This window comes from Dankookia sp. GCM10030260 (genome assembly GCF_042666655.1).
Lineage (GTDB): Bacteria > Pseudomonadota > Alphaproteobacteria > Acetobacterales > Acetobacteraceae > Paracraurococcus.
Genome location: NZ_JBHTDE010000002.1, coordinates 827,907 through 854,169 on the forward strand (window position 1 = coordinate 827,907; position 26,263 = coordinate 854,169).

Annotated in this window: 27 protein-coding genes; 12 read left to right on the forward strand and 15 right to left on the reverse strand. The window is 71.9% G+C overall.

The features are described 5' to 3' along the window. The first annotated feature begins 2 nt into the window (after positions 1–2). The 6 genes from ACFQS7_RS10375 to ACFQS7_RS10400 all read left to right on the forward strand — a co-directional run bounded on the left by ACFQS7_RS10375 (position 3) and on the right by ACFQS7_RS10400 (position 6,802). Positions 3–1,070 carry an AI-2E family transporter gene (locus ACFQS7_RS10375; protein WP_380066971.1) on the forward strand — a complete coding sequence of 356 codons (1,068 nt, stop codon included), beginning with the start codon at positions 3–5 and terminating at the stop codon, positions 1,068–1,070. A gap of 80 nt (positions 1,071–1,150) precedes the next feature. Beyond that, on the forward strand, positions 1,151–2,746 hold the full coding sequence (locus ACFQS7_RS10380; protein ID WP_380066972.1) for an ABC transporter substrate-binding protein: 1,596 nt from the start codon (positions 1,151–1,153) through the stop codon (positions 2,744–2,746). 68 nt (positions 2,747–2,814) lie between these two features. Next, positions 2,815–3,801: an ABC transporter permease gene (locus tag ACFQS7_RS10385; RefSeq protein ID WP_380066973.1), complete on the forward strand. Its 987-nt coding sequence runs from the start codon at positions 2,815–2,817 to the stop codon at positions 3,799–3,801. A gap of 1 nt (position 3,802) precedes the next feature. Continuing rightward, entirely contained in the window at positions 3,803–4,717 is a 915-nt protein-coding gene (locus tag ACFQS7_RS10390; RefSeq protein WP_380066974.1) for an ABC transporter permease, read from the forward strand. Beyond that, on the forward strand, positions 4,717–5,754 hold the full coding sequence (locus ACFQS7_RS10395) for an ABC transporter ATP-binding protein (RefSeq protein ID WP_380066975.1): 1,038 nt from the start codon (positions 4,717–4,719) through the stop codon (positions 5,752–5,754). Before ACFQS7_RS10390 ends, ACFQS7_RS10395 begins: the two co-directional genes overlap by 1 nt. Next, positions 5,747–6,802 carry an ABC transporter ATP-binding protein gene (locus tag ACFQS7_RS10400; protein ID WP_380066976.1) on the forward strand — a complete coding sequence of 352 codons (1,056 nt, stop codon included), beginning with the start codon at positions 5,747–5,749 and terminating at the stop codon, positions 6,800–6,802. The genes ACFQS7_RS10395 and ACFQS7_RS10400 overlap by 8 nt, the downstream gene beginning before the upstream one ends. Here ACFQS7_RS10400 and ACFQS7_RS10405 read toward each other — a convergent pair. The 5 genes from ACFQS7_RS10405 to ACFQS7_RS10425 all read right to left on the reverse strand — a co-directional run bounded on the left by ACFQS7_RS10405 (position 6,769) and on the right by ACFQS7_RS10425 (position 12,796). Continuing rightward, complete coding sequence (locus tag ACFQS7_RS10405) at positions 6,769–7,236, reverse strand: CreA family protein (protein WP_380066977.1); 468 nt, start codon at positions 7,234–7,236, stop codon at positions 6,769–6,771. The genes ACFQS7_RS10400 and ACFQS7_RS10405 overlap by 34 nt on opposite strands. A gap of 88 nt (positions 7,237–7,324) precedes the next feature. Further along, complete coding sequence (gene ggt / locus ACFQS7_RS10410; protein ID WP_380066978.1) at positions 7,325–9,019, reverse strand: gamma-glutamyltransferase; 1,695 nt, start codon at positions 9,017–9,019, stop codon at positions 7,325–7,327. A gap of 109 nt (positions 9,020–9,128) precedes the next feature. After that, entirely contained in the window at positions 9,129–10,655 is a 1,527-nt protein-coding gene (locus tag ACFQS7_RS10415; protein WP_380066979.1) for a YifB family Mg chelatase-like AAA ATPase, read from the reverse strand. 72 nt (positions 10,656–10,727) lie between these two features. Further along, positions 10,728–11,729 carry a dipeptidase gene (locus tag ACFQS7_RS10420; RefSeq protein WP_380066980.1) on the reverse strand — a complete coding sequence of 334 codons (1,002 nt, stop codon included), beginning with the start codon at positions 11,727–11,729 and terminating at the stop codon, positions 10,728–10,730. Next, complete coding sequence (locus tag ACFQS7_RS10425; RefSeq protein WP_380066981.1) at positions 11,726–12,796, reverse strand: histone deacetylase family protein; 1,071 nt, start codon at positions 12,794–12,796, stop codon at positions 11,726–11,728. The genes ACFQS7_RS10420 and ACFQS7_RS10425 overlap by 4 nt, the downstream gene beginning before the upstream one ends. A gap of 65 nt (positions 12,797–12,861) precedes the next feature. Here ACFQS7_RS10425 and ACFQS7_RS10430 point away from each other — a divergent pair, with 65 nt between their 5' ends. Genes ACFQS7_RS10430 through ACFQS7_RS10440 form a run of 3 tightly spaced genes read left to right on the forward strand, consistent with a single transcriptional unit; the run spans position 12,862 to position 16,942 of the window. Then, positions 12,862–14,154 carry an ArgE/DapE family deacylase gene (locus ACFQS7_RS10430; protein ID WP_380066982.1) on the forward strand — a complete coding sequence of 431 codons (1,293 nt, stop codon included), beginning with the start codon at positions 12,862–12,864 and terminating at the stop codon, positions 14,152–14,154. Between the two features lie 6 nt (positions 14,155–14,160). Continuing rightward, positions 14,161–15,417 carry a Zn-dependent hydrolase gene (locus tag ACFQS7_RS10435; RefSeq protein ID WP_380066983.1) on the forward strand — a complete coding sequence of 419 codons (1,257 nt, stop codon included), beginning with the start codon at positions 14,161–14,163 and terminating at the stop codon, positions 15,415–15,417. Positions 15,418–15,421: 4 nt separating this feature from the next. After that, the gene (locus tag ACFQS7_RS10440; RefSeq protein WP_380066984.1) at positions 15,422–16,942 is read left to right on the forward strand and encodes a M81 family metallopeptidase; all 1,521 of its coding nucleotides are present in this window, start codon (positions 15,422–15,424) and stop codon (positions 16,940–16,942) included. 98 nt (positions 16,943–17,040) lie between these two features. On the opposite strand, the gene ACFQS7_RS10445 is transcribed toward ACFQS7_RS10440, so the two are convergent. The 6 genes from ACFQS7_RS10445 to ACFQS7_RS10470 all read right to left on the reverse strand — a co-directional run bounded on the left by ACFQS7_RS10445 (position 17,041) and on the right by ACFQS7_RS10470 (position 19,958). Continuing rightward, complete coding sequence (locus ACFQS7_RS10445) at positions 17,041–17,460, reverse strand: hypothetical protein (RefSeq protein WP_380066985.1); 420 nt, start codon at positions 17,458–17,460, stop codon at positions 17,041–17,043. A 44-nt stretch (positions 17,461–17,504) separates the two neighbouring features. After that, a complete protein-coding gene (locus ACFQS7_RS10450; RefSeq protein WP_380066986.1) occupies positions 17,505–18,422 on the reverse strand; it encodes a sugar kinase in 918 nt (305 codons plus the stop codon). A gap of 23 nt (positions 18,423–18,445) precedes the next feature. After that, positions 18,446–19,075 (reverse strand): bifunctional 4-hydroxy-2-oxoglutarate aldolase/2-dehydro-3-deoxy-phosphogluconate aldolase, encoded by a 630-nt coding sequence (locus tag ACFQS7_RS10455; protein WP_380066987.1) that lies wholly within the window; start codon positions 19,073–19,075, stop codon positions 18,446–18,448. A gap of 65 nt (positions 19,076–19,140) precedes the next feature. Beyond that, positions 19,141–19,428, reverse strand: a complete 288-nt coding sequence (locus tag ACFQS7_RS10460) for a hypothetical protein (RefSeq protein WP_380066988.1) — start codon at positions 19,426–19,428, stop codon at positions 19,141–19,143. A gap of 72 nt (positions 19,429–19,500) precedes the next feature. After that, the gene (locus ACFQS7_RS10465) at positions 19,501–19,677 is read right to left on the reverse strand and encodes a hypothetical protein (protein ID WP_380066989.1); all 177 of its coding nucleotides are present in this window, start codon (positions 19,675–19,677) and stop codon (positions 19,501–19,503) included. Then, positions 19,656–19,958, reverse strand: coding sequence for a DUF3429 domain-containing protein (locus tag ACFQS7_RS10470; protein ID WP_380066990.1), 303 nt, complete (start codon positions 19,956–19,958; stop codon positions 19,656–19,658). Before ACFQS7_RS10470 ends, ACFQS7_RS10465 begins: the two co-directional genes overlap by 22 nt. Positions 19,959–20,056: 98 nt before the next feature. Between ACFQS7_RS10470 and ACFQS7_RS10475 the strand changes: the two genes are divergently transcribed. Continuing rightward, positions 20,057–21,370: a hemolysin family protein gene (locus ACFQS7_RS10475; RefSeq protein WP_380066991.1), complete on the forward strand. Its 1,314-nt coding sequence runs from the start codon at positions 20,057–20,059 to the stop codon at positions 21,368–21,370. 12 nt (positions 21,371–21,382) lie between these two features. Here the strand turns inward: ACFQS7_RS10475 and gpt are convergent, their stop codons facing one another. Together gpt and ACFQS7_RS10485 are read right to left on the reverse strand one after the other, a co-directional pair. Continuing rightward, positions 21,383–21,868, reverse strand: a complete 486-nt coding sequence (gpt, locus tag ACFQS7_RS10480; RefSeq protein ID WP_380067242.1) for a xanthine phosphoribosyltransferase — start codon at positions 21,866–21,868, stop codon at positions 21,383–21,385. Then, positions 21,865–22,206, reverse strand: coding sequence for a tRNA-binding protein (locus tag ACFQS7_RS10485; protein WP_380066992.1), 342 nt, complete (start codon positions 22,204–22,206; stop codon positions 21,865–21,867). Before ACFQS7_RS10485 ends, gpt begins: the two co-directional genes overlap by 4 nt. A gap of 135 nt (positions 22,207–22,341) precedes the next feature. Between ACFQS7_RS10485 and ggt (ACFQS7_RS10490) the strand changes: the two genes are divergently transcribed. Both ggt (ACFQS7_RS10490) and ACFQS7_RS10495 read left to right on the forward strand, forming a co-directional pair. Next, positions 22,342–23,955 carry a gamma-glutamyltransferase gene (ggt, locus tag ACFQS7_RS10490; protein WP_380066993.1) on the forward strand — a complete coding sequence of 538 codons (1,614 nt, stop codon included), beginning with the start codon at positions 22,342–22,344 and terminating at the stop codon, positions 23,953–23,955. Between the two features lie 110 nt (positions 23,956–24,065). Further along, positions 24,066–25,562, forward strand: coding sequence for an amidase (locus ACFQS7_RS10495; protein ID WP_380066994.1), 1,497 nt, complete (start codon positions 24,066–24,068; stop codon positions 25,560–25,562). A 3-nt stretch (positions 25,563–25,565) separates the two neighbouring features. Here the strand turns inward: ACFQS7_RS10495 and ACFQS7_RS10500 are convergent, their stop codons facing one another. Both ACFQS7_RS10500 and ACFQS7_RS10505 read right to left on the reverse strand, forming a co-directional pair. Then, complete coding sequence (locus ACFQS7_RS10500; protein ID WP_380066995.1) at positions 25,566–25,853, reverse strand: hypothetical protein; 288 nt, start codon at positions 25,851–25,853, stop codon at positions 25,566–25,568. 103 nt (positions 25,854–25,956) lie between these two features. Next, a complete protein-coding gene (locus ACFQS7_RS10505) occupies positions 25,957–26,211 on the reverse strand; it encodes an Lrp/AsnC ligand binding domain-containing protein (protein ID WP_380066996.1) in 255 nt (84 codons plus the stop codon). Positions 26,212–26,263 lie beyond the last annotated feature (52 nt).

Consider the following 26,263-nt stretch of genomic DNA (forward strand, 5'->3'; position numbering starts at 1 on the left):
TGATGCAGCCTGACAGTGGCAACCCGGTCCGGCTGCTCGGCCTCTTGGCGGCGCTGGCCCTGGGCTTCGGCTGCCTGCTGGTGCTGCGGCCCTTCCTCTCGGCGCTGCTCTGGGCGGCCATCCTGGTCTATTCGACCTGGCCCGCCTTCCGCATGCTGCGGGAGCGCCTGCGGCTGTCGCCCGGCTTCGCCGCGCTGCTGATGGTGCTGGCGGAATTCCTGCTGATCGGCGTGCCGCTGGCCTTCGCCACCCCGACCAAGCGGGAGGAGATCGACGGGCTGCGGGCCTCGGTCGAGACCTTCCTGACCCAGGGCATGCCCGGCCTCGGCGACTGGCTGGGCCGGCTGCCGTTGATCGGGCCGACGCTGCAATACCACCTGGTGGGGGTTGATTTCGGCTTCTCCGGCCTGGCCGACCTGATCAGCCCCTATGCCGCGACGCTGGCGCAGGGCGCGCTCGGCGTGCTGCTGGCGGTGCTCTCGGGGCTGGCGGAGGTGCTCATTGCCATCCTGCTGGCCTTCTTCCTCTACCGCGACGGCCCGGCGATCGCCCAGCGGGCCGAGGCCGCCCTGGCCCGGCTGGCCGGCGACCGGACCCGCCACATCGTCGAGCTCATCGGCGGGGTCACCCGCGGCGTGGTCTACGGGCTGCTCGGCACCGCGGTGGTGCAGGGGCTGATGACCTGGTTCGGGCTGTGGATTTCCGGCGTGCCGCGGTCGGCGCTGCTGGCGGTGATCGCCGGCTGCATCTCGATCATGCCGGTGGGGGCGCCGCTGGTCTGGATCCCGGCCACGCTCTGGCTGTTCGGCCAGGGACAGACCGGCTGGGCGATCTTCCTCGGCCTCTATGGCGCCTTCGGCATCAGCAGCGCGGACAACGTGATCCGCCCCTGGCTGATCGCCCGCGGCGCCGACCTGCCGCTGCTGCTGACCCTGCTGGGCGCGCTGGGCGGGGTCTTCGCCTTCGGCTTCCTCGGGCTGTTCCTGGGCCCGGTGCTGCTCGCGGTGGGCTTCACATTGCTTAAGGATTGGGCGGATGAGGAGGTCTCCCCGGCGAAAGGGCCGGGGTGACACCTTTCCGGCGACCGCTGCCGGCGCTTATAGGGCGGGTGCGAGACCCGGGATCACCGGGCCGGGACGGAGGCAGGGCGATGCGGGAACAGGCGAAGGTGGTCCTCCGGACCGCCGCGGCATTGGCATTTCTGGCACTGGCAGGCACGGCGCAGGCGAAGACCGTGCGCTGGGCGGCGAGCGGCGACCCGAACACCATGGACCCGCACAGCCAGAATGTCGGCACCGTGACGATGGTGCTGCAGCAGATCTACGACCCGCTGCTGCAGCGGAAGCCCGACCTTTCGCTCGCCCCCGGCCTGGCCACCGAGTGGCGGCAGGAGGAGCCGACCCGCTGGCGCTTCCTGCTGCGCCAGGGGGTGAGATTCCACGAGGGCGAGACGCTCTCGGCCGAGGATGTGGCCTTCTCGATCGGCCGGGCGCTGCAGCCGACCAGCAATTTCGGCATCTATGTCGATACCGTGGACCGCGCCGTGGCGGTCGACGAGCACACCGTCGACGTCATCCTGAAGCGCCCCGACCCGATCCTGCCGAACAAGCTGGCCAGCGTCTTCATCATGTCGAAGCGCTGGTCGGAAAAGCACAACGCCACCCGGCCGCAGAACACCCGGGCGCGGGAGGAGATGCACACCACCCGCAACACCAACGGCACCGGCGCCTACCGGCTCGCCTCGCGCGAGCCCGACGTGCGCACCGTGCTGGCGCGGAACGAAGCCTGGTGGGGCTGGGGCGTCGGGGGCAATGACGGCAACGTCACCGAGATCGTCTACCGGCCGATCGCCTCGGACGCCACGCGGATCGCGGCGCTGCTGTCGGGCGAGGTCGATTTCGTCATCGACCCGCCCTTGCAGGACCTCGGCCGGCTGCGCGCGGCACCCGGGGTGAAGGTGCTGGAGGGGCCGGAGGTGCGGACCATCTTCCTGGCGATGGACCTGCACCGGGACGAACTGCTGTACGGCGACGTGAAGGGGACGAACCCCTTCAAGGATCTGCGGGTGCGCCAGGCGCTGTACCAGGCGATCGACATCCAGGCGATCCACCGCACCACCATGCGCGGCCAGTCGGTGGTGACCGGCACGCTGTTTCCCGAACAGGTCAACGGCTACGTCAAGGCGGAGGATGTCCGGCTGCCCTTCGATGCCGGCCGCGCCCGCGCGCTGCTGGCCGATGCCGGGTACCCGCAGGGCTTCGGCGTGACGCTCGACTGTCCGAACAACCGCTACATCAACGACGAGCAGATCTGCCAGAACATCGCCGCCATGTGGTCGCGCATCGGCGTGAAGACCGCGGTGAAGTCGCAGCCGCTGGCGCCCTTCTTCGCCCAGATCCAGAAGGACGATACCTCGGTCTACCTGCTGGGCTGGGGCGTGCCGACGCTGGATGCGCTGTATTCCTTCCAGTCGCTGGTGGCGTCGCGCAACGGCGACCAGGGCGACGGCATCTGGAATTACGGCCGCTATTCCAACCCGCGGATGGATGCCCTGGTCCAGCGCATGAAGACCGACACCGGCGAGGCGCGGCAGGCGGCGATCGCCGAGGCGCTGAAGCTGTACCGCGAGGATGTGCCGCATATCCCGCTGCACCACCAGATGATCCCCTGGGCGATGCGGGCCAACATCCAGATTCCGCACATGGCCAACAACCAGCCCTATTTCCGCTGGGCGGTGGTCCAGTGATGAAGGAGCAAGACATGTCCCCGGCACGGTGGGTTGGTGCGGCGGCTGCGTGCCGGGGGCTGAATTAGGTGTTCGCCTTCATCCTGTCCCGCATCCTGCAGGCCATCCCGGTCATGCTGGTGGTGGCGCTGATCAGCTTCGCCATGTTCGCCTATGTCGGCGACCCGGTCTCGATCATGCTCGGCCAGGACTTCACCGAGGCGCAGCGGACCCAGCTGATCCAGGACCTCGGCCTCGACAAGTCCTTCTTCAGCCAGTTCGCCAGCTTCATCGGCAATGCGGTGCAGGGCGAGTTCGGCCTTTCCTACCGGCTGTCGCGCCCCGTCGCGCAATTGATCGGCGAACGCGCGCCGGCGACGCTGGAACTCGCGCTGTGTGCCGCCAGCATCGCGCTGGTCGTCGGCGTGGCGATGGGGGTCTACACCGGTCTGTATCGCAATTCCTGGCTCAGCCGCGCCTTCCTGACCTTCAGCCTGGTCGGCGTCTCGCTGCCGCCCTTCCTGATCGGCATCCTGCTGATCCTCATCTTCTCCGTCTGGCTCGGTTGGCTGCCCAGCTTCGGCCGCGGCGAGGTGGTCCAGCTCGGCTGGTGGAGCACCGGATTCCTGACCTGGTCGGGGATCAAGGCGCTGATCCTGCCCTCCATCACCCTCGGCCTCTTTCAGCTCACGCTCATCATGCGGCTGGTGCGGTCGGAGATGCTGGAGGTGCTGCGGACCGACTACATCAAGTTCGCCCGCGCCCGGGGCCTCGGCAACCGTGCCATCAATTTCGGCCATGCGCTGAAGAACACGCTGGTGCCGGTCATCACCATCGCCGGCCTGCAGCTTGGCGGCATCATCGCCTTCGCCATCGTGACCGAGACGGTGTTCCAGTGGCCGGGCATGGGGCTGCTGTTCATCCAGTCGGTGGGCGCGGCCGACATTCCCGTCATGGCGGCCTACCTGATGCTGATCGCGCTGGTCTTCGTCGGCATCAACCTGGTGGTCGATCTGCTGTATTTCCTGGTGGACCCGCGGCTGCGGGTCGACCGCGGCGCGGCGGGGGGGCACTGAGATGGCCTCGGCCCTCGCCCGCGCCTTCGACAGCGACCTCTGGTGGTCCTTCAAGCGCTCGCCGGTCACGGTGGCCTCGGCCGTCGTGGCGCTGGTCTGCATCCTCGGCGCGGTGCTGGCGCCGTGGATCGCGCCGCACAACCCCTTCGACTTGGCCACGCTCAACCTCGGCGACGCCTTCAAGCCGCCGGCCTGGGCGGGGGACGGCGATCCGGCCTTCGCGCTCGGCACCGACGACCAGGGGCGCGACGTGCTCTCGGCCATCATGTACGGCGCGCGGATCTCGCTGCTGGTCGGCGTCTGCGCCGTGGTCTTCTCCACCCTGGTCGGTGTCGCGGTCGGGCTGCTGGCCGGCTATCTCGGCGGCACGGTGGACAGCCTGCTGATGCGCATCGCCGATATCCAGCTGACCTTCCCCTCCATCCTCATCGCCCTGCTGGTGGATGGCGTGGTGCGTGCCGCGGTGCCGCGGGAGGTGCACGACCAGATCGCGCTGTTCGTCGTCATCTTCGCCATCGGCATCAGCGCCTGGCCGCAATTCGCCCGCACCGTGCGCGGCTCGACCCTGGTCGAGCGCAACAAGGAATATGTCCTGGCGGCGCGGATCATCGGCATCTCCCAGCTGCGGATCATGCTGACCCATGTGCTGCCGAACGTGATCGGCCCGGTGCTGGTGATCGCCACGCTCAACCTCGGCTTCGCCATCCTGGCGGAGGCGACGCTGTCCTTCCTGGGCGTCGGCGTGCCGCCGACCCAGCCGTCGCTCGGCACGCTCATCCGGATCGGCAACGACTTCCTGTTCAGCGGCGAATGGTGGATCACCATCTTCCCCGGCGTCGCGCTGATCTGCATGGTGCTGTCGGTGAACCTGCTGGGCGACTGGCTGCGCGACGCGCTGAACCCGAGGCTCCGCTGATGACGCAGGTTCAGGAACAGCCGCGCGAGCGCGGCCTTGGTGCAATCCTCGAAGTCCGCGACCTGCGCGTCGAATTCCCGACCCGCCGCGGCACGCTGACCGCGCTCGACGGCGTCTCCTTCGACATCGCCCCGGGCGAGGTGCTGGGCGTGGTCGGCGAATCCGGCGCCGGCAAGTCGATGACGGGGGCCGCCATCATCGGCCTGCTGGAGCCGCCCGGCCGCATCGCCGGCGGGCAGATCCTGCTGAACGGCAAGCGCATCGACAACCTGCCCTACGAGCAGATGCGCCGCATCCGCGGCCGGGAGATCGGCGCGATCTTCCAGGACCCGCTGACGACGCTGAACCCGCTCTATACCGTCGGCCGCCAGCTGGTCGAGACGATGCAGACCCACCTGCCGCTCTCCGACCGGGAGGCCCGGCAGCGCGCCATCGGCTGGCTGGAGATGGTCGGCATCCCGGCCGCGGCGCAGCGCGTCGACAGCTACCCGCATGAATTCTCGGGCGGCATGCGGCAGCGCGTGGTCATCTCGCTCGCGCTCTGCGCCGAGCCCAAGCTGATCGTCGCCGACGAGCCCACCACCGCGCTCGACGTCTCGATCCAGGCGCAGATCATCGCCCTGCTGAAGAATCTGGCGCGGGAGAAGGGGACCGCGATGATGCTGGTCACCCACGACATGGGCGTCATCGCCGAGACCGCCGACCGCGTCGCCGTCATGTATGCCGGCCGCATCGCCGAGATCGGCCCGGTGCGCACCGTGGTGAAGACGCCGAAGCACCCCTATTCCGCCGGCCTCATGGCCTCGATCCCGCCGCTCGACCGCAAGGTGGCGCATCTGGCCGGGATCGAGGGCTCCATGCCGCGGCTTTCCGCCATCCCGCAGGGCTGCGCCTTCAACCCGCGCTGCCCGCATGTCTTCGCCCGCTGCCGGATCGAGCGGCCCGAATTGCTGGAGACCGGCAGCACCAGGGCGGCCTGCTGGCTCTACGACCCCGCCTCCGAGAAGCAGGCGCCGGAGGTGATGCATCATGTCTGAGACGCCCGTGCTGGTCGCTGAGGATTTGGCCCGCTACTTCGACGTCTCCCGCCCGCTGCTGCAAAGGCTGCTGTCGGGGGAGGGGCGGCGGACGTTGAAGGCGGTGGACGGCGTCTCCTTCGACATCCCGAAGGGCACCACCCTGTCGCTGGTCGGCGAGAGCGGCTGCGGCAAGTCCACCGTTGCCCGCCTGGTCGTCGGGCTCTACCGCCCGAGCCGCGGCCAGGTGCGGTTCGAGGGGATCGAGCTGGAGAAGGCCCGCGCCGATGCCGAGACCCGGCGGCGCATGCAGATGATCTTCCAGGACCCCTATGCCTCGCTCAACCCGCGCTGGCGGGTGCAGGACATCGTGGCCGAGCCGATCCGCGCCTTCGGCCTGGCGCAGGGTGCCGCGGCGCTGCGCGAGCGGGTCGGGGAGCTGCTGACCCAGGTCGGCCTCTCGCCGCTGGACGGCGAGAAATTCCCGCACGAGTTCAGCGGCGGCCAGCGCCAGCGCATCTCGATCGCCCGGGCGCTGTCCTCGAACCCCGACTTCCTGGTCTGCGACGAGCCGACGAGTGCGCTCGACGTCTCGGTCCAGGCGCAGATCCTCAACCTGATGAAGGACCTGCAGCAGCGGCTCGGCCTGACCTACCTGTTCATCAGCCACAACCTGGCCGTGGTGCGGCAGGTCAGCGACCGCATCGGCGTGATGTATCTCGGCCGGCTGGTCGAGCTCGCCCCGGCCGAGACGCTGTTCACCGCGCCGCGCCACCCCTACACGCGGGCGCTGATGGAGGCGATCCCGGACCTCGAGATGACCGGGCGCCAGCGCATCCCGGTCGGCGGCGAGGTGCCGAGCCCGATCGACCCGCCGACCGGCTGCCCCTTCCATCCGCGCTGCCCGCTGGCCGACGATCGCTGCAAGGCGGAAAACCCGACCCTTCGGCCCCCGCCGGACCAGCCGCCGACCAGGGTCGCCTGCCACGCGGTGGAGGAAGGCCGCGACCCGCCGCCGGCGCCGGCCGGCGCCGATCAGCGCATCGGCACGACCGCCATCGCGTTGTAGGGCGAGCCGTCCACCAGCTTGGTGGACCAGGCCATGTAGACGAGGACGTTGCGTTCCTCGTCGAGGAAGCGGTGCACCCGCGTCTCCTTGAAGAACAGGCTGGTGGCGCTTTCGTAGACCCGCTCGCCCCGCGCGCTGCGGCGGGCGGCATCGCTGACCTTCACCGGGCCGGTCGGCGTGCAGGACAGCGCGAAGCGCGCCGGGTCCTCGGCCAGCCCGACCATGCCGCTGACGCCGCCGGTGCGGGCCTGGGCGATGTAGCAGGACACGCCCTCGACCTTCGGGTCGTCGAACCGCTCGATGACGATCTGGTGGCTGCGGGTCAGGCCAAGATTGGTCAGCGCGGTGTTCACATGGCCGATCTCCTTGGTCTCCTGCGCCAGGGCGGCGCAGGGAAAGGCCAGGGCGGCGGCGAGGATGGCGAGGCGGGTCATGCGGGACTCCTGGCGGTGAGGCTGAGAGGCTTCAACATCGGCCGCGCCGGATGGCGACCGCAAAATCATCCCCAAGCGCGGAAGTGACCTATTCGCCGAGCGCGACCCCGTCGCGCCGCGGGTCGGCGCCGCCCAGCAGCCGGACCCCGTCCGCGCCGCGCAGCACCCGGATGGCGTGCAGCCCGCTGGTCATGGTGCGCAGCGCCACCGGGAAGCCGCGCGCCTCCAGGGCCGGGGCCAGGGCGGCGGCGGCGGTGCCGGCCTCCAGTTCGATCCGTTCGTTCGCCGCGCCGAGCCGCGGCAGGGCGACCGCGGCCTGCGGGTCCATCCCCCAGTCCAGCATCGCCACCAGGGTCTGGGCCACATGGCCGATGATGCGGACCCCGCCGGCCGACCCCAGCACCGCGGCCGGCAGCCCGTCCGCGCCGAAGACGATGGTCGGCGACATCGAGGAGCGCGGCCGCTTGCCCGGAGCCACGCGGTTCGCCACCGGCCGGCCGTCGATCTCCGGCAGGAAGGAGAAGTCGGTCAGCTCGTTGTTCAGCAGCATGCCGCGCACCATCATCCGGGCGCCGAAGACATCCTCGATCGTGCTGGTCATCGCCAAAACATTGCCGGCGGTGTCGATAATCGAGAGGTGGCTGGTGCCGTTCTCAGGTTGCGGCGGCTGGGAAGCCAGCGCCGCGCCGCCCGACCAGGGCGGGTTGCCGGCGCGCGGCGCGGCAAGTGCCCTGTCGCGGTCGATCAGCTGCGCCCGCACGGTCAGATAGGCCGGGTCGAGCAAGCCGCGCAGCGGCACCGCCACCTGGTCGGCATCGGCCAGGTACCGGTTGCGGTCGGCGAAGGCGATCCGCCCGGCCTCGCCCAGCAGATGCGCCGCATCCAGCACCCGCGTCTCGGAGGGCGTGCCGCGCGGGTCGAGCACCGCCATGTCCTGGTGGCCGAGCAGCGCCATGATCTGCAGCACCGCGACGCCACCCGAGCTCGGCGGCGGGAAGCCGCAGAGCGTCCAGACCCGGTAAGGCGCGCAGACCGCCTCCCGCCGGCGGGGTTCGTAGCCGGCCAGGTCGTCGGTGGTCATGAAGCCGGCATTGGCATGCGCCCGCACCGCGGTGGCGATGTCGGCCGCGATCGGGCCGCGATGCATCGCGTCCGCCCCCTGCTCGGCGAGCGCGCGCAGCGTCGCGGCCAGTGCCGGGTTGCGCAGCGGCGCCGCCTCGGCCAGCGGCCTGCCGCCGGGCAGCAGCAGGGCGCGTGCCTGCGGGTCGCGCCCCAGCCGTTCCGCATCGGCGGCGATCTGCGCGGCGAGGCGCGCCGAGACCGGGAAGCCGGCCTCCGCCACCGCGATGGCGGGGGCGAGGAGCTGCGCCCAGGGCAGCTTTCCCTGCTCCCGGTGCGCGGCTTCCAGCATGCGCATGACGCCGGGCACGCCGACCGCGCGGCCGCCGACAGCAGCCTCGAGGAAGGGCATCGGCTGGCCGTCGCGCAGGAACAGCGTGGACGAGGCCGCGGCCGGCGCCGCCTCCCGCCCGTCCCAGGCGGCCAGGTGCCGCGCCGCGGCATCCCAGTGCAGCAGCAGCGCACCGCCGGCGAGACCCGAGGCCTGCGGCTCGACCACCGCCAGCATGGCCTGGGTGGCGATGGCCGCATCCAGCGCGGTGCCGCCGGCGCGCAGCATGGCCATGCCGGCCTCGGCGGCCAGCGGATGCGCGGCGACCACCATCTGGCGCTGCGCCCGCGCGGGCACGGCGAGGATCAGGAGCAGCAGGACCAGGCGGATCATCGCGCTCCCCTCGGACGGCCCGCCCTTGTAGCGGCGGGCCGAGGCGCGCGGCTAGAGCGTGATCGTCCGAGGTGGACTCACCGAAAGACGTGAATCACACGACAAGACTCTAGGCCGCCTGGACGCGGGCCCCGCCGCGGTGCCGGAAGGCCAGCGCCTCCGCCACATGCACGCGCTGCACTGGCGCGCTGCCGGCGAGGTCGGCGATGGTGCGGGCGACGCGGAGCGTGCGGGTGTAGCCGCGTGCGGACAGCCCCAGCCGGTCGGCCGCCTGCTCGGCCAGCTGGCGGGCCGGGGCATCGGCCTGCAGCAGGCGTTCCAGCGCCTGGCCCTCGGCGACGGCGTTGCAGCGCGGGCCGTCCACGCCATAGCGGACGCGCTGGCGGTCCCGCGCGGCGCGGATGCGGGCGGCGACCACTGCCGTCGTCTCGCCGGTCGGCGCGCGGGCCAGCTCCGCCGGCGGCACCGGCATGACCTCTATCGCCAGGTCCATGCGGTCGAGCAGAGGGCCGGAGAGCCGCATCTGGTAGTCCTCGCCGCAACGCGGCGCCCGGCCGCATTCGCGCGGCGCGTCGCCGAGATAGCCGCAGCGGCAGGGGTTCATCGCCGCGATGCATTGGAAGCGCGCGGGGTAGGTGACGTGGTGGTTGGCGCGGCTGATGCTGGCGCGGCCGGTCTCCATCGGCTGACGCAGCGCCTCGAGCGCCGGGCGGGGGAATTCCGGCCATTCGTCGAGGAAGAGCACGCCGTTATGCGCCAGGCTGATCTCGCCCGGCCTGGCGCGGTTGCCGCCGCCAATCAATGCCGCCTGGCTGGCGGAGTGGTGCGGCTCGCGGAAGGGCGGCCGGGTGACCAGGCGGCCGCCGCGCAGCAGCCCGGCGATGGAATGGACCAGGCTGACCTCCAGCGCCTCCTGCGGCGTCAGGTCCGGCAGCAGGCCGGGCAGGCGGGCGGCGAGCATGGATTTCCCGGCCCCGGGCGGGCCGATCATCAGCAGGTTGTGGCCGCCGGCCGCCGCCACTTCCAGCGCCCGCTTGGCGCTTTCCTGCCCCTTCACCTCCGACAGGCAGGGGCCCTGCCAGGGCGTGGTGTCCGGCGTCGGCGGCTCGGGCGGGGTCAGCACCTGGGTGCCGCGGAAATGGTTCATCAGGGCGAGCAGGTCGGGCGCCGCCAGCACCTCGATCCGCCCGGCCCAGGCGGCTTCGCTGCCCTGCGCCGCCGGGCATATGAGCCCGAGGTCCCGGCCGGAGGCGCCGAGCGCGGCCGGCAGCACGCCGGCCACCGGGTTGATCCCGCCGTCCAGGGCCAACTCGCCAAGCGCGGCATAGCCGGCCAGCTCCTCGCGCGGCAGCACGTCCATCGCCGCCAGCACCGCGAGCGCGATGGGCAGGTCGAAATGGCTGCCTTCCTTGGTGATGTCGGCCGGCGCCAGGTTGACCAGGACACGTTTGGGCGGCAGCGACAGGCCAAGGCCCGCGAGCGCCGCGCGCACCCTTTCGCGGCTTTCGCCCACCGCCTTGTCGGGCAGGCCGACGACCAGGAAGGCCGGCAGCCCCGCGGCGATCTGCACCTGCACCTCGACCGGCTGGGCGTCGATGCCGGCGAAGGCGAAGCTGGCGACTCGGGCGATCGTCATGGGTTGGGACCATGCCGAGCCCGCGTTCCGTCCGCAACAAGACAATGCTATCGCAAAACGAACTGTCGGGCGCTACCCAGCGGCGGCTTCCGCCTGGCGCAGCAGCCGGATGAAGTTGCCCGACCAGAGCATCCCAAGTTCCCGCGCGCCATAGCCGCGCCGCAGCAGCGCCGTGGTCAGCCCGGCCGTCTCGGCCGCATTCTGCCAGCCTTCAACCGCCCCGCCGCCGTCGAAGTCGGAGGAGACGCCGACATGCTCGACCCCGATCCGGGCGACGGCGTGGTCGACATGGTCGGCCATGTCCTCGACGCTGGCCGGGTTGCGCTGGCCGTCGGGCACCTTGCGAAGGAAGGAGGGCATCGCGGTGATCTGCGCCAGGCCGCCGACCGCGCGCAGCGCGTCCAGCTGCTCGTCGTCGATGCCGCGCGGATGGTCGCAGAGCGCGCGGCAGGCGGTATGCGTCGCGACGATCGGCGTGCGCGACACCTCGGCCGCCTGCAGCATGCCGTTCTTCGAGACATGGCTGACATCGACCAGCATGCCCGCCCGGTTCAGCGCGCCGATCGCGGCCCGGCCGAGCGGGGAGAGCCCGCCATGTTCCTCCGGCCCGTCGCCCAGCTGCGGGCGCGGGCGGGCGCTGTCGGACAGGTCGTTGTGGCCGTCATGCGTCAGCGTCAGGTAGCAGGCGCCGAGCGCCTTCCAGCGGGCCGGCGCCGTCAGGTCATGGCCCATCGCGTAGCCATTCTCGACCGCCGACATCACCGCCAGCGCGCCGGCGGCGAAGCAGGCCTCCAGCGCGTCGGCCGTGGCGCAGAAGCGGCGCGCCTCGCCATCGGCCCGCGCGCGGATGTGGCGCAGCATGGCCTCGGTGCGGGCAGCGGCGGCCTCATGCCCGGCGGCGTCGCGCTTGCCCTGGCCGACATAGGCGATGAAGATCGCGGCATTCAGCCCGCCGCGCGCCATCTTCGGGAAGTCGACCCGCATGGTGGATTCGGCCAGCGGGTCCGGCGGATCCGGCCAGCGGATGTCGATATGCGAATCGAGGCAAAGCGTCGCCGCGTGGATGTCGTTCATGCCTCGCTCCAGCCGGTGAGGAACCGCTGCAGCAGGCTGCCGAGCAGGTCGATGTTGTAGCCGCCTTCCTGGATGAGCGCGCTCGGCAGGCCGAGGCCGGCGATCAGCGCGCCGGCCCGGGCGAAGCCGTCCGCGGTGACGTTCAGCGCGTTCAGCGGCTCGTGCTCCGAGGCATCGAAGCCGAGCGAGACGACCAGCGCCTCGGCGCCGAATTCGCGCGCTGCCTGGACGCCGCGCGTCACGGCCTCGAGCCACACCGCATCGCCGCTGCCGATCGCCAGCGGCATGTTGACGTTGCGGCCCTCGCCGGGCCCGGCGCCGCGTTCCGCCGCATGGCCGACATACCAGGGGTAGTAGCGGGTCGGGTCGCCATGGACCGAGACGGTCAGCACGTCGTCCCGCTCCCAGAAGATGCCCTGGGTGCCGTTGCCGTGGTGGCTGTCGATGTCGAGCGTGGCGACGCGCTTCGCCCCGGCCGACCGCAGCGCCTCCACCGCCAGCGCGGCGTTGTTGATGTAGCAATGGCCGCCGGCGCGGGCGGCATAGGCGTGGTGGCCGGGCGGGCGGCAGAGCGCATAGGCGCTGCGGCCGGCGGCGGCCTCGGCCGCCGCGGCCAGCGCGACGCCGGCGGCGGCAAGGCTCGCCTCCCAGGTGCCGGGGCCGATCGGGCAGGCGGCATCGGCGGTGTACCAGCCGGCCCGTCCGATGACGTGGTCGCCGGCGCGGGCGCCATGGGCGAGCATCTCGGGCGCCGGATGGATATTCGCCACCACTTCCGGCCCGCCATTCGGCAGCGCCGCCCAGGCCGCAGCGGCGGTGGCGAGGAACTCGACATAATCGGGCGCATGGATGCGGCCCAGCGCGGCACGGTCGGCGGGGGCGGCGATCTCCGGCAGGATGCGCAGCGCGTCCAGCCCGGCCAGCAGCGAGGCGGCACGTTCCGGCACCTCGAAATTCGGGCGGACCTCGCCGCGGGTCAGGAAGAAGCGCGGCGTGTGCCGGGCTTGGTCGGGGTGATGGAAGGCGCGCATGACGGCGAGGCTAGCAGCGGCGTGGGGCTTGTCCATGCGCCGGATGGCTGGACAGGCCGCGGCCGCTGGGCTGCACTGCCGCGCCGCAACATGGAGCCCGCATGACCCAAAGCCTCGATCCCGGCGCCCGCCGCGCCATCCTCGACGCGGTCGATGCGCTGCGGGACTGGTCGGTGACGACCTTGGAAGGGCTGGTGCGCTGTCCCTCGGTGCTGGGCCAGGAGCAATCGGCGCTGGAGGAGATGGCGCGGCTGTATGCGGGGCTGGGGCTGGAACCGCGCCGGGTGCCGACGGTGCCGGAACAGCTGGCCGGGCATCCCGGCTTCTCCCCGCCGCTGATCGGCTATGCCGGCCGCGACAACGTCGTCGCGCTGCACCGGCCGAAGGCGCGCGCCGGCCGCAGCCTGGTGCTGCAGGGCCATGTCGACGTGGTGCCGGAAGGAGCGGCCGACATGTGGGAGACGCCGCCCTACGAGCCCGCCATCCGCGACGGCCGCATGTATGGCCGCGGCGCCGGCGACATGAAGGCCGGGATCGTCAGCTACCTGGCGGCCTTCAAGGCGATGCAGCTGGCCGGGCTGCAGCCGGCGGCCGAGGTGCAGATGCAGTCGGTGATCGAGGAGGAATGCAGCGGCAACGGCGCGCTGGCCTGCATGCTGGCGATGCCGAAGGCCGATGCGGTGATCATCCCGGAACCCGGGCCGGGGCTGGATGCGCTCTATACCGCCGAGGTCGGCGTGGTCTGGGCCTGGGTGACGGTCAGCGGAAGGCCGGCGCATGTGCGCGACATGCAGGCCGGGCTGAATGCGATCGAGGCGGCGCAGATCATCGGCGCCGCCTTCAAGGACTACGAGCGCGAGATGAACGACGGCTCGCGCATCCACCCGGCCTTCCGCGGGGTGAACCACCCGGTCAACGTCAACCTCGGCACCATCGAGGGCGGCGAGTGGAATTCCTCGGTCGCCACCCGCTGCCGCATCGGCCTGCGGATCGGCGTGATGATGGGCTATACTGCGGCGCAGACGAAGGCGGATGTCGAACGCATCGTCGAGCAGGCGAAGCGGCATGAACGCCTGCGCGGCGCGCAGGTGAAGCTGGAATTCAAGGGCTTCATGGCCGATCCCTGCGTCTTCGACACCGGGGCCGGGATCGTGCAGCTCGCCCGCCGCAGCTACACCGAGGCCACCGGCGGGAGCCTGCGCGACTACCCGGCGACCGGCCTGACCGATGGCCGGTTCTTCGCGCTCTACCAGGACACGCCGGTCGCCTGCTTCGGGCCCGACGCGGTCGATATCCACGGCATCGACGAGAATGTCGGCCTGGACAGCATGCATGGCATCACCCGCACCATCGCGCTCACCATGGCCGAATGGTGCGGGGTGGAGAGGGTCTGAGGCGAGATGAGCGCGAACAACCTGCCGCTGTCCGGCACGAGGCTGTGGGACAGCCTGATGGAGATGGCGAGGATCGGCGGCACGCCGAAGGGCGGCAGCAACCGCCAGACCCTGACCGACGTGGATGCCGAGGGCCGTGCCCTGTTCCAGCGCTGGGGCGAGGCCTGCGGCCTGACGCTCAGCGTCGACCGGCTCGGCAACATGGTGTTCCGGCGGGAGGGGAGGGACCCCACCCGCGCCCCGGTCGCCTTCGGCAGCCACCTGGATACCCAGCCCACCGGGGGCAAGTTCGACGGCGTGCTCGGCGTGCTTGCGGGGCTCGAGGTGATGCGGGCGCTGCACGAGGCCGGCGCCGAGACCGAGGCGCCGCTGCTGCTGATCAACTGGACGAACGAGGAAGGCGCCCGCTTCTCCCCGCCGATGATGGGCAGCGGCGCCGCCATGGGGCTCTTCACCGAGGCCGAGATCCTGGCCAAGCGCGACCAGGCCGGCGCGGTCTTCGGCGAGGAGCTGCAGCGCATCGGCTGGCAGGGCGAGGCCGACCCGGCCGAGCTGCAGCGCTGCGCCGCCTACCTGGAACTGCACATCGAACAGGGCAAGCTGCTGGAGGATGCCGGGCTCGATGTCGGCATCGTCACCCATGCCCTGGCGCAGCACTGGTTCGAGGTGGTGGTGGAGGGCGAGGACGCGCATGGCGGCTCGCCAATGGCCGGCCGGCGCGACGCGATGATGGCGGCGGCGCCGCTGATCGCCGCCGTCGAGGCGATCGCGCTGACGACGCTGGCACCGTCCGGCGAGCCGGGCCGCGGCACGGTCGGCGTGGTCGAGGTCTATCCGTCCAGCCGCAACGTCGCCCCCAGCCGGGTCTTCTTCAGCGTCGACTTCCGCCACAGCGACCCGGATGCCCTGGCCCGCATGGGCGCGGCGCTGACCGCGCGGGCGGCCGAGATTTCCGCGGCGCGGAAGGTCACGGCCACCGTCACGCCCTTCTGGTATTCGCCGCACACGCCCTTCGACGCGGCGCTGGTCGAACGGGCGCGCGATTCCGCCAGGGCGCGCGGGCTGACATGGCGGGACATGCCGACGGCGATCGGCCATGACGCGGTCTACATGGCGCGCAAGGTGCCCTCGGTGATGATCTTCACCCCCTGCCATGGCGGGCTGAGCCACAACGAGGCCGAGAGCATCACGCCCGAATGGGCCACCGCCGGCCTGCAGGTGCTGGCCGATGCGGTGATCGCCACTGCAAACGCAAAGGCCTGAGCCCATGCGCATCGCCATCGGCGGCTTTCAGCACGAGAGCCATTCCTTCGCCCCGCTGCAGACCGGCTGGCGCGAATTCCTCCACCCCGGCGGCTTCCCCGGGCTGCAGCGCCCGGCGACCATGGTCGAGACGATGCGCCCGACCTCGGTCCCCTGCGCCGGCGCGATTGAGGTGCTGGAGGCGGCGGGCGCCACCATCGTCCCGCTGACCTGGTGCTTTGCCAATCCGGCGGGACCCGTCACGGCCGAGGCCTTCGAGCGCATCGCCGCGTTGCTGGTCGGCGCGCTGTCGGATGCGCTGGAGGAAGGCCCGCTCGACGGCATCTTCCTCGAGCTGCATGGCGCCATGGTCGCGGTCGGCTTCGACGATGCCGAGGGCGAGCTGCTGCGCCGGGTCCGCGCCGTGGTCGGGCCGGACCTGCCGCTGACCGTCAGCCTCGACCCGCATGCCAACAAGACGCGGCAGATGGTGGCGCTGGCGGATGCGCTGGTGCCCTACCGGACCTACCCCCACGTGGACATGAAGCCGGCCGGCGCGCAGGCGACGCGGCTGCTGCTGGAACGCATCCGGCGCGGCCGCCCCTGGGCACGCGCCTTCGCCGAGATCGACTTCCTGATCCCGCTGACCATGCAATGCACCATGGTGCCGCCGATGTCGCTGGCGCTGGAGGAACGTGCCCGGCTGGAGGCCGCGCACGGCTGCGCCGAGCTCGCCTTCTGCTTCGGCTTCCCCTATGCCGACTTCCCCGGCTGCGGCGTCGCCGTCGCCGGCTATGCCGAGACGCAAGAAGCGGCCGATGCCGCCGTCGCCGGGCTGAAGGCCTACATGGACGCGCACGAGCCCGACTTCGCCGGCGGCGTCGCCCCGGCGGCCGAGGGCGTGGCGCAGGCGATCGCCCTCGCGCGGGGCGCGGCGAAGCCAGTGGTCATGGCCGATACGCAGGACAATCCCGGCGGCGGCGGGCATGGCGACACCACCGGCCTGCTGGCCGAGCTGATCCGCCAGGATGCGCAGGGCGCCGTGCTCGGCCTGATCAACGATGCCGAGAATGCCGCCGCCTGCCATGCGGCGGGACTCGGCGCGACCCTGCAGCTGTCGCTCGGCGGCAAGAGCGACGGCGCGCCGCTCGCCGTCACCGCCGTGGTGGAGGCGCTGACCGATGGCCGCTTCACCGGCACCGGGCCGATGTCGAAGGGCAACCCGGTCGATCTCGGCCCCACCGCGCTGGTCCGCGTCGCGCCGCAAGGCGCGCCGGACGCAAGCGCCTCCGGCGTCCGCGTCATCGTGGTGACGCGGAAGATGCAGGCGCTGGACCAGGCGCTGTTCACCCATATCGGCGTCGAGCCCGCCGCGCAGAAGATCCTCGCGTTGAAGTCGAGCGTGCATTTCCGCGCGCATTTCCAGCCGATCGCCGAAACGGTGATCGTGGTGGCCGCACCCGGCCCGGTGGTGGCGGACCCGGCCGTGCTGCCCTTCACCAAGCTGCGGCCGGGGCTGCGGCTGCGGCCGGGGGCCAACCGCTAAAGCGCGATGGCTTGAGGCGGCATCGCCGAAAAGCCTGAATCGCGCGACCCGGCAGACGCCAGAGCGTGATGCGTGAGCGAAGCCGAACGCATCGCGCCCTAGCGCAGGCTGGCCTGCGCCGCCTCCGCCCGCTGCACCAGGGCGGTGCCTTCGGCGCTGTTCAGCATGCCGTCCATCTGCTGCACCGCCGGACGCCTTTCCATGCACCAGCCGGCGCGGTCGTGGACGCGCTGCGCCGGGTCCAGCTGCGGTGGCGCCATGTCGTGCAGCAGGGCGTCCCGCGCCTGAGTGCCGCCACGATGCCGCTGCACCTCCAGCGCCGCTTCCTCGATCCGCGCCGCCCGTTCCTGCGCCGGCTGCGACAGCGCCAGGCCGCAAAGCTGCGCCGCCCGCACCAAGCCGCCGATCTCGGGTGCCTTGGTGGTCAATTCGTCAAGGTCGTAGGCCGGCGCCACCGACGGTGGGTCCGCGGTGCAGGCGAGCAGCAGGAGCAGCAGCAGCAGGGAGCCGTGGCGCATCCCGCATCGATACCGCCGGAAGGCCGGCGGAGTAAACGTGCCGCCTACCGCGCCGAGGCCTGCAGCAGGGCCCGCACCGCGTCCGGCCGCGGCAGCGGCGCCACCGCGCCATAACCGGTGGTCGACAGCGCGGCACATGCATTCGCATAGGTCGCGGCGGTGATCGGATCGTCGCCCGCCAGCAGGCGGGCCAGCAGCGCGCCGGCGAAGGCGTCACCCGCCCCGGTCGCATCCACCGCCTCGACCCGGCAGGGCGGGATCAGCGTCCGGCCGCCCTCGGTGGTGGCCACCAGCACGCCGTCCTTGCCCTGCTTCAGCAGCACGATCGGGCAGCCGAGGCGGAGGTAGAACTCGGCGATCGCCTCCGGCGCCTCCAGCCCGGTCAGCACCCGGGCATCGTCCAGCGAGGGCAGGGCGATGTCGGCCGCGGCGATCGCCGCATGAATCACCGCCGCCGCCCGCGCCGGCGGCCAGAGCGCGAGGCGCAGGTTGGTGTCGTAGGAGACCTTCACCCCGGCCGCCTTGGCCACCGCGATGGCGTGGAAGACCGCGTCGCAGGCGCTGGTCGAGATCGCCTGGCTGATCCCCGAGACATGCAGGACGCGGGCGGCGCGGATCGCGTCCTCAGGCACGTCGCGCGGGGCGTAGCGGCTGGCGGCGCTGTTGCTGCGGTAGAAGGTGAAGGCATGGCCGCCCGCATCATGCGTGACGACATAGAGCGCGGTCGGCGCCTCCGGGTCGCGGATGACGGTGGACGTATCCACGCCCTCCGTTGCCCAGAGCCCCATGAAGCTGTCGCCCGGCCGGTCCTGGCCGATGGCCGTGACGTAACCCACGGCCGCCCCCTGCCGTGCGGCGCAAATGGCGGCATTGCTGGTGTCGCCGCCATGGCCTTCCAGGTACAGCGCGCGCCCGTCCGGGCCGGGCGCCTGGCGGTTGAGTTCCAGCATGGGCTCACCCATGCAGAGCAATTCCGGCATCGGCGTCAGGCCTGCATCAGGCCGAGCGCGTCGCGCGCCGCGCGCTGGATCGCCGCCTTGTCGCCGGCGGCGATCCGCGCCTCGTCGACCAGCTTGCCGCCGATGCCGACGAAGGCAGCGCCGGCCGCCAGGTAGGCCGGGGCATTGGCCGCATCGACGCCGCCGGTCGGGCAGAAGACCGCATCCGGAAACACCGCGCGGATCGCCTTGACATGCGCCGGGCCGCCGGCCGAGCTGGCCGGGAAGATCTTCACCACGTCGGCGCCGGCGGCCAGCGCGGCGCGGATCTCCGTCGGTGTCATGGCGCCCGGCATGGCGCAGGCCCCGGCCTCCCGCGCCACCCGGATCACCGCCGGATCGGTCCAGGGCGTCACCAGGAATTTCGCGCCGGCATCCAGGCAGGCCTCCGCCATCCGTGCATCCGGCACCGTGCCGGCGCCGATCAACAGGCCCGGCTCGGCCGCAAGCTCGCGGATCAGCGGCAGCGCGTCGGGGATGGTCAGGGTGATCTCGAGGATACTCATCCCCGCCTCCCGCAACCAGGCGCAGGCGGTGCCGGCAAGCGCCGCGGTGGAGGTGCGGACCACCGGCACCACGCGGGCCCGGCGCAGTTCGGGAATCAGCGGATGGGTCATGGCGTGCCTCCCTCGGGGCCCGCATCCTGCGGCGAAGGGCGGCGCGGGGCCAGGGCCCCGGCCGATCAGACCCGCGTGGCGGAGAGCCAGTCCTCGGCGGTGCGCTCCAGCAGCCGCGCTTCCGCCCCGGCCTGGCGGGCCGCGGTCGCGGTGGTGTCCAGCTCCGCCCGATAGGTCGTGAAGGACGAGTCGAGCGCCTGCATGCTGCCCGCCAGGCCGGCCAGTTCGCCGCGCAGGGCGGCGACGGCCTCGCCCTGCGCCTCCAGCGCGGTGACCAGGCCACGCAAAGCGAGGCGCAGGCGGTCGTCCTCGCGGGCGGGGAAGGCGAAGAGGCTGGCGGCGTTCTCTGTCATGCTGCGGCGTCCAGGAATGTCTAATTTTTTGTAAACGTCCCATGATAATGGACCAATGCACATGCCCGTCAATCACGCAGGCGGGGCCGCGGCGCCGACCAGCAGGCTGAGCGCGGCGCCGAGGCTCAGGATCCAGCGCAGCCGGAGATAGGCCGGCGGCACCAGCCCGCGCCGCGCGGCCCAGCTCTCCACCAGCGCGGTGCCGAGGATGCCCGTCGCCAGCAGCGTCAGCCCCGGCAGCGGCGGCAACAGCAGCGCCACCCAGGCGACCAGGGACGGCAGTACCCCGAGCCCCAGCCGCGGCGCCGTGGCGCCGTGGCGCCGGCCTCCGCCGGGGGGGCGCGCAGCGCCAGGCCCCAATGCACCGCGCCGAGGAAGCTGAGGATCACCGCGCCATAGGCGGCCAGCGCATGCAAGGCGACGCCGCGCCAGTCGGGCGGCGCGGTCCAGGCCAGCAGGGCGGTGCCGAGGAAGGGCAGCAGCCCGGCCAGGCCGAGCCAGAGGGTGGGGCGGGGGAGCGGTTGGTCCATCGCCGATGAGATCGTCGGAACGTGCCGGGGCGCAACCCCGCCGCCGCTACCGTCCGGCCCCGCGCGGGCGTAGAACCCGCGCTGGAACGGGGATGCGCATGGGAATCTGGCTCGAGATCGGGGTGCTCCTGGTGCTGGTGCTGCTCAACGGCGTCTTCGCCATGAGCGAACTGGCCATCGTCTCGGCCCGGCGCGGCCGGCTGATGGCGATGGAACGCCGCGGCAGCCTCGGCGCCGCCGCCGCCCTCTCCCTGGCCGAGGACCCGCAGCGCTTCCTGCCGACGGTTCAGGTCGGCATCAGCCTGGTCGGCATCCTGGCCGGCGTCTTCGGCGGTGCCCAGCTCGCCGGGCCGCTGGGGGAGGCGCTGGCGCGGATCCCTGGGGTCGCGCCCTTCGCCAGCGAGGCCGGCTTCGTCCTGGTGGTGGTCGCCATCGCCTATGCCAACCTGATCCTCGGCGAGCTGGTGCCCAAGCAGCTCGCGCTGCGCGACCCGGAACGCTTCGCCGTGGCGGTGGCGCGGCCGATGGCCTGGCTGGCCCGCTACACGGCGCCGGTGGTCTGGGTGCTGTCGCGGTCCTCCTCGCTCGTGCTGCGGCTGTTCGGGGCCCACATGCCGCAGGACCAGTCGGTGACCGAGGAGGAAGTCAAGGCGGTGGTCGCCGAGGGCGCCCAGGCCGGCGCGCTGGAACACGAGGAGCGCTACATGATCGAGCGCGTGCTGCGGCTGGCCGACAAGCCGGTGCGCGCGCTGATGACGCCGCGCAACGACGTGGCCTGGATCGACCGCAGCGCGACGCCGGAGGAGGTGGTGGCGACGCTGAAGGCGCATACCGTCACCCGCTTCGTGGTCGCCGACCGGCGGATCGACAACGTGGTGGGCGTGGTGGCGACCAAGGACCTGCTGGACCAGGTGCTGGGCGGCGCGCCGCTGTCGGTCGCCGCGGTGCAGCGCCAGCCGCTGGTGCTGCCGGACAGCCTGCCGGCGATCGACGCGCTGGAGCGCATGCGGCACGATCCGGTCGGCATCGCCGTGGTGCTCGACGAGTACGGCAGCTTCGAGGGGGTGGTGACGACCTCCGACCTGCTGGAGGCGATCATCGGCGAGCTCGGCCCGCCGGATGAGCCTGAGAAGCCGGGCGAGGCGGTCACGCGCGCCGATGGCAGCCTGCTGCTGGATGGCAGCATGCCGAGCGACGAGTTGCGGGCGCAGCTCGACCTGCCGATGCTGCCCTACCAGGGCACCTACCACACGGTGGCGGGGCTGATGCTGGCGCTGCTGCGGCGGGTGCCGAAGGAGGGCGACCGGATCGTCTGGGCCGGCTGGCGCTTCGAGATCGTCGACATGGACGGCAGGCGGGTCGACAAGGTGCTGGCGATCCGGGAGGAGACGGTGGTCGCGGGCGCCGGCTAGCGCCGGCCCCGGCTATTTCGCCGCCGTGCTGCGGGCGATCGGCGCGATGAACTGCGCCTCGGTGTCCCAGGGGAACAGGATCCAGGTGTCCTGGCTGACTTCCGTGATGAAGGTGTCGACCAGCGGCCGGCCCTTCGGCTTGGCATAGACCGTGGCGAAATGCGCCTTCGGCAGCAGGGCGCGGACCACCCTGGCGGTCGTTCCGGTATCCACCAGGTCGTCGACCAGCAGCCAGCCCTCGCCGTCGCCTGCCGCGGTCGGCGGCTTGATGACCTGCGGCATGCCGCGCGCCTCGTCCTGGTAGGTGACGACGGAGACGGTGTCGATCAGCCGGGCTTCCAGCTCCCGCGCCACGATCGCGGCCGGGATGAGCCCGCCGCGGGTGATGGCGACGATGCCCCGCCAGGGGCCGCGGTCGTTCAGCCGCCAGGCCAGCGCCTTGCTGTCGCGGTGCAGCTGGTCCCAGCTGACGGTGTAGTAGCGGGGGGTCTGGGTCAGAACAGCTTTCCTCCGTCCGGCACCTTCAGGTCGGGCTTGACCAGCACCACCGCGCCGTTCTCGTCCGGCACGCCCAGCACCAGCACCTCGCTGGTGAAAGGGCCGATCTGCCGTGGCGGGAAGTTCACCACCGCCATCACCTGCCGGCCGATCAGCCGGTCGCAGGGGTAGTGCACGGTGATCTGCGCCGAGGACTGCTTCACCCCGAGCGGCGCGCCGAAATCGACCCAGAGCCTTATCGCCGGCTTGCGCGCCTCCGGGAAGGGTTGGGCATCGATGATGGTGCCGACCCGGATGTCGACCTTGTCGAAGTCGCCGAAGCTGATCGTGTCCGCCATGCCGCTGGCATAGACCTTCGGGGGGGCGCCAGGGAAGGGGTGGGTTGCTGCCGGCCGGGGACCATGCGACAGGCAGGCATCCCCGGGAGGCCGCCGGCGTCTCCCGATACCAAGACAAGAAGAACGGACGACACGATGAAGCGCGACTTCCACGCCCCCGGCCGCAGCGCCGTCTACGGCACCGCCGGCATGGCCGCCACCTCGATGCCGATCGCCACCTTCACCGCGCTGGAAGTCCTGCGGCAGGGCGGCAACGCGCTGGACGCCGCCATCGCCGCCGCCGCCGTGCTGGCGGTGGTCGAGCCGCAGAGCACCGGGATCGGCGGCGACTGCTTCTGCCTCTTTGCCCCGGCCGGCACCGGCCGCGTCGTTGCGATCAACGGCAGCGGCCGGGCCCCTGCGGCCTCGACGCCCGAGGCCCTGCGCTCCCGCCAGGTCAGCAAGCTGGTCAACACCGACCCGCATGTGGTCACCATCCCCGGCGCCATCTCGGCCTGGGAACTGCTGAACAGCACCCATGGCCGCAAGCCGCTGGGTGAGCTGCTGGCCCCGGCCATCCGCTGCGCCGAGGAAGGCTGGCCGGTGCATGCCCGGGTCGCACTCGACTGGCAGGACGCCGCCGACAAGCTGCGCGGCAACGAGGCCGCCTCGCGCCGCTTCCTGGTCGATGGCATGGCGCCCGGCATCGGCCACCGCTTCGTCCAGCCGGAGCTGGGCAGGACGCTGCGCGCCATCGCCGCGCGCGGCGCCCGGGCCTTCTACGAGGGCGAGATCGCCGCCGACATGGTGGCGACCTTGCGCGCCCTCGGCGGCCTGCACACCGAGGAAGACTTCGCCAACGCCCTGCGGATGGCCGAATTCGTCGAGCCGATCAAGGCCTCCTGGCGCGGCATGGAGGTCTACCAGTGCCCGCCGAACGGCAGCGGCCTGCATGTGCTGCAGCTGCTCGGCATCCTGGGCGGCTTCGAGACGCCGGAGCAGGGCCCGGTCAGCGCCGAGCGCTACCACCGTCATATCGAAGCCGCGCGGCTGGTCTACCGCGACCGCGACGCCTTCCTCGCCGACCCCTCCCAGGTGGACGTGCCGGTGGAGAAGCTGACCGATCCCGCCTACCTGGCGGCGCTGCGCGGCCTGATCCGCGACGACCGGGTGATGGCGCAGATGCCCCCCGCCGGCGAGAGCGACCTCGCGCGCCACAAGGACACCGTCTACCTCTGCGTGGTGGATGCCGACGGCAATGCCTGTTCCTTCATCAACAGCCTGTTCCAGTCCTTCGGCTCGGGCATCCTGGCCGAGAAGTCGGGCGTCATGCTGCACAACCGCGGCTTCGGCTTCCGGCTGCAGGAAGGCCATGTGAACTGCATCGCCCCGAACAAGCGCCCGCTGCACACCATCATCCCCGGCATGGTGATGAAGGACGGGGAAGCCATCATGCCCTACGGCGTGATGGGCGGGCATTTCCAGCCGATGGGGCAGACCCTGTTCCTGTCCAACCACTTCGAATTCGGCCTCGACGTGCAGGAGGCGATCGACTGCCCGCGGCTCTTCCCCGGGCCGGGCGGCGGGCCGGTGGAGCTCGAGCACGGCATCCCCGGCCCGGTGATCGACCGGCTGTCCCGCCTCGGCCACGAGGTGAAGCTGGTGGACAAGCCGCATGGCGGCGGCCAGGCCATCCTGATCGACCGCAAGGCCGGCAACCTGGTCGGCGGCAGCGACCCGCGCAAGGACGGCCTCGCGCTCGGCTTCTGAGCCGCGACGCCGGTCGCCGCCCTCGCGCGGCGACCGGCGTCGCGGATGGCCCGGCCGATATCGGCTTCGCATCGCGGATGCGCGCGCCCTACCAGCAAGGAATCCCTCCCGTGACCGAGCCCTGCGACCTCACTGCGCTGGAGGCGCGCCGGCTGATCGGCCGCAAGGCGCTCTCGCCCGTCGAGCTGCTGGACAGCTGCCTCGGCCGCATCGCCGCGGTGAACCCGGCGGTCAATGCCATGGTGGCGACGGACGACGCCGCGGCCCGTGCCGCGGCCAGGGCGGCCGAGGCCGCGGTGATGCGCGGCGAGACCCTGCCGCCGCTGCACGGCCTGCCGGTCGGCATCAAGGACCTGGAGGAGACCGCCGGCCTCCGCACCACCTATGGCAGCCCGATCTTCCGCGACCAGGTGCCGGAGCGCGACTGCGGCATGGTGGCGAGCATCCGTGCCGCCGGCGGCATCGTCCTCGGCAAGACCAACACGCCGGAATTCGGCGCCGGCGCCAATACCCGCAACGCGGTCTATGGCGCGACCGGCAACCCCTTCGACCCGACGCTCTCGGCCGCCGGCTCCTCCGGCGGCTCGGCGGTGGCGCTGGCGACCGGCATGGCGCCGCTCTGCTCCGGCTCCGACATGGGCGGCAGCTTGCGCAACCCGGCGGCCTTCTGCGGCATCGTCGGCTTCCGCCCCAGCGCCGGGCTGGTGCCGTCCGAGAAGCGGGCGCATGGCTGGTCGAACCTCGGCGTGCTCGGGCCGATGGGGCGCACCGTGGCGGATACCGCGCTGCTGCTCTCGGCCATGGCGTCCGACGATGCGCGCGACCCGCTGGCCTATTCGCTGCACGCCCGCCCGGTGCGCGGCGAGGCGGCGCTGTTCCATCCCGTCCGGCGGCTCGACCTCGCCTCCCTCCGGCTGGCGGTCTCCGAGGATTTCGGCCAGGCGCCGGTCGAGCGCGTGGTGCGCGACGCCTTCCGCAAGGTCGCCACGGCCGCCGCGCCGCTCTTCGCCGCCGCCGGCGAGGCGCATCCCGACTGCACCGGCGCCGACGACGCCTTCCAGGTGCTGCGCGCCGCCACCTTCCTCGGCGCGCATCTGGAGAAGGTCCGCACCCGGCCGCAGGATGTCGGCCCGAACGTCCGGGGCAACGTCGAGGAAGGGCTGCGCTACAGCCTGGAGGACTATGCCCGCGCCGCGACGGCGCAGACCCGGCTCTATCGCGGCTTCCAGGATTTCTTCGCGGCTCACGACGTGCTGATAACGCCGGCCATCACCGTCAGCCCGCGCGGCTGGCGCGAGCTCTATCCCAGCCAGATCGACGGCCAGCCGACCAACAGCTACGTCCATTGGCTGGCCCTGGCCTATTACGTGACGCTCGCCGGTCATCCGGCGGTCTGCCTGCCGGTCGGGCGGGATTCGAAGGGGATGCCCTTCGGCCTGCAGATCGTCGGGCCGCGCGGCGGCGATGCCTTCGTCCTGGCCGTGGCCGCGGCGCTGGAGGAAGCCTTTGCCGGCGACGCCGCGCTGGCACGGCCGGTCCCCGATATCGCGGCGCTCCGGGCGGCGCCGCCGATCAGCGGGATGGCGGGGTTCCTCGGCTTCGACTGACGCCTACCAGCCGCGGGGATACCCGCGGCCGTAGCCCCCGCCGGCATAGCCGGGATGATAGCCTCCGCCGTAGCCGCGTTGGTAGGCGCCCCGGCCGCCGCCATAGCCGCCGGCGTAGCGGTGCGAGCCATGGTTGTCCGACGCCGCGCCGGCGATGAGGGCTGCCGCGGTGCCGATGCCGGCGCCAAGCAGCAGCGTGCTGCCCCAGTCGGTCGAGCCGTTCGGGTTCTGGCAGCCGCCCAGCAACAGGGCAGCAGACAGGCCGGCGGCGGTGAGCAGGCGGGAACGCATGGTCTGGGACCTCCAATGTCCCGGACCATGGCAGGCTGCCGAGGCACGGCTTTGGCGCCTTCGCGGCCTCGGTGCGGCGCCCGTGGCGAAACGGAGGCGCGGGCTAGGCCCCGGCGCCGGAGAAGGCGTTGAAGGTCTGGATCGTGTAGGTGTCCTTCACCCCGGGCACCGTCTGCAGCGTCTCCACCACGAACAGGCCGATATCCTGGTCTGGCTCCAGGTAGAATTTCCCCATCAGATCGTACTGGCCCGAGGTGGAGTGCATCTCCGACAACGCGTCGATTCCATCCGCCATCTCGCGTGCCACGCGATAGGCCTGGCCCATCTCGCATTTGATCATGACGAAAATCGCCCGCATCGCCGCCCCCTGTCCTGTCTGGCCGGAAGATGGCGCGCGGGCGGGCGGCGGG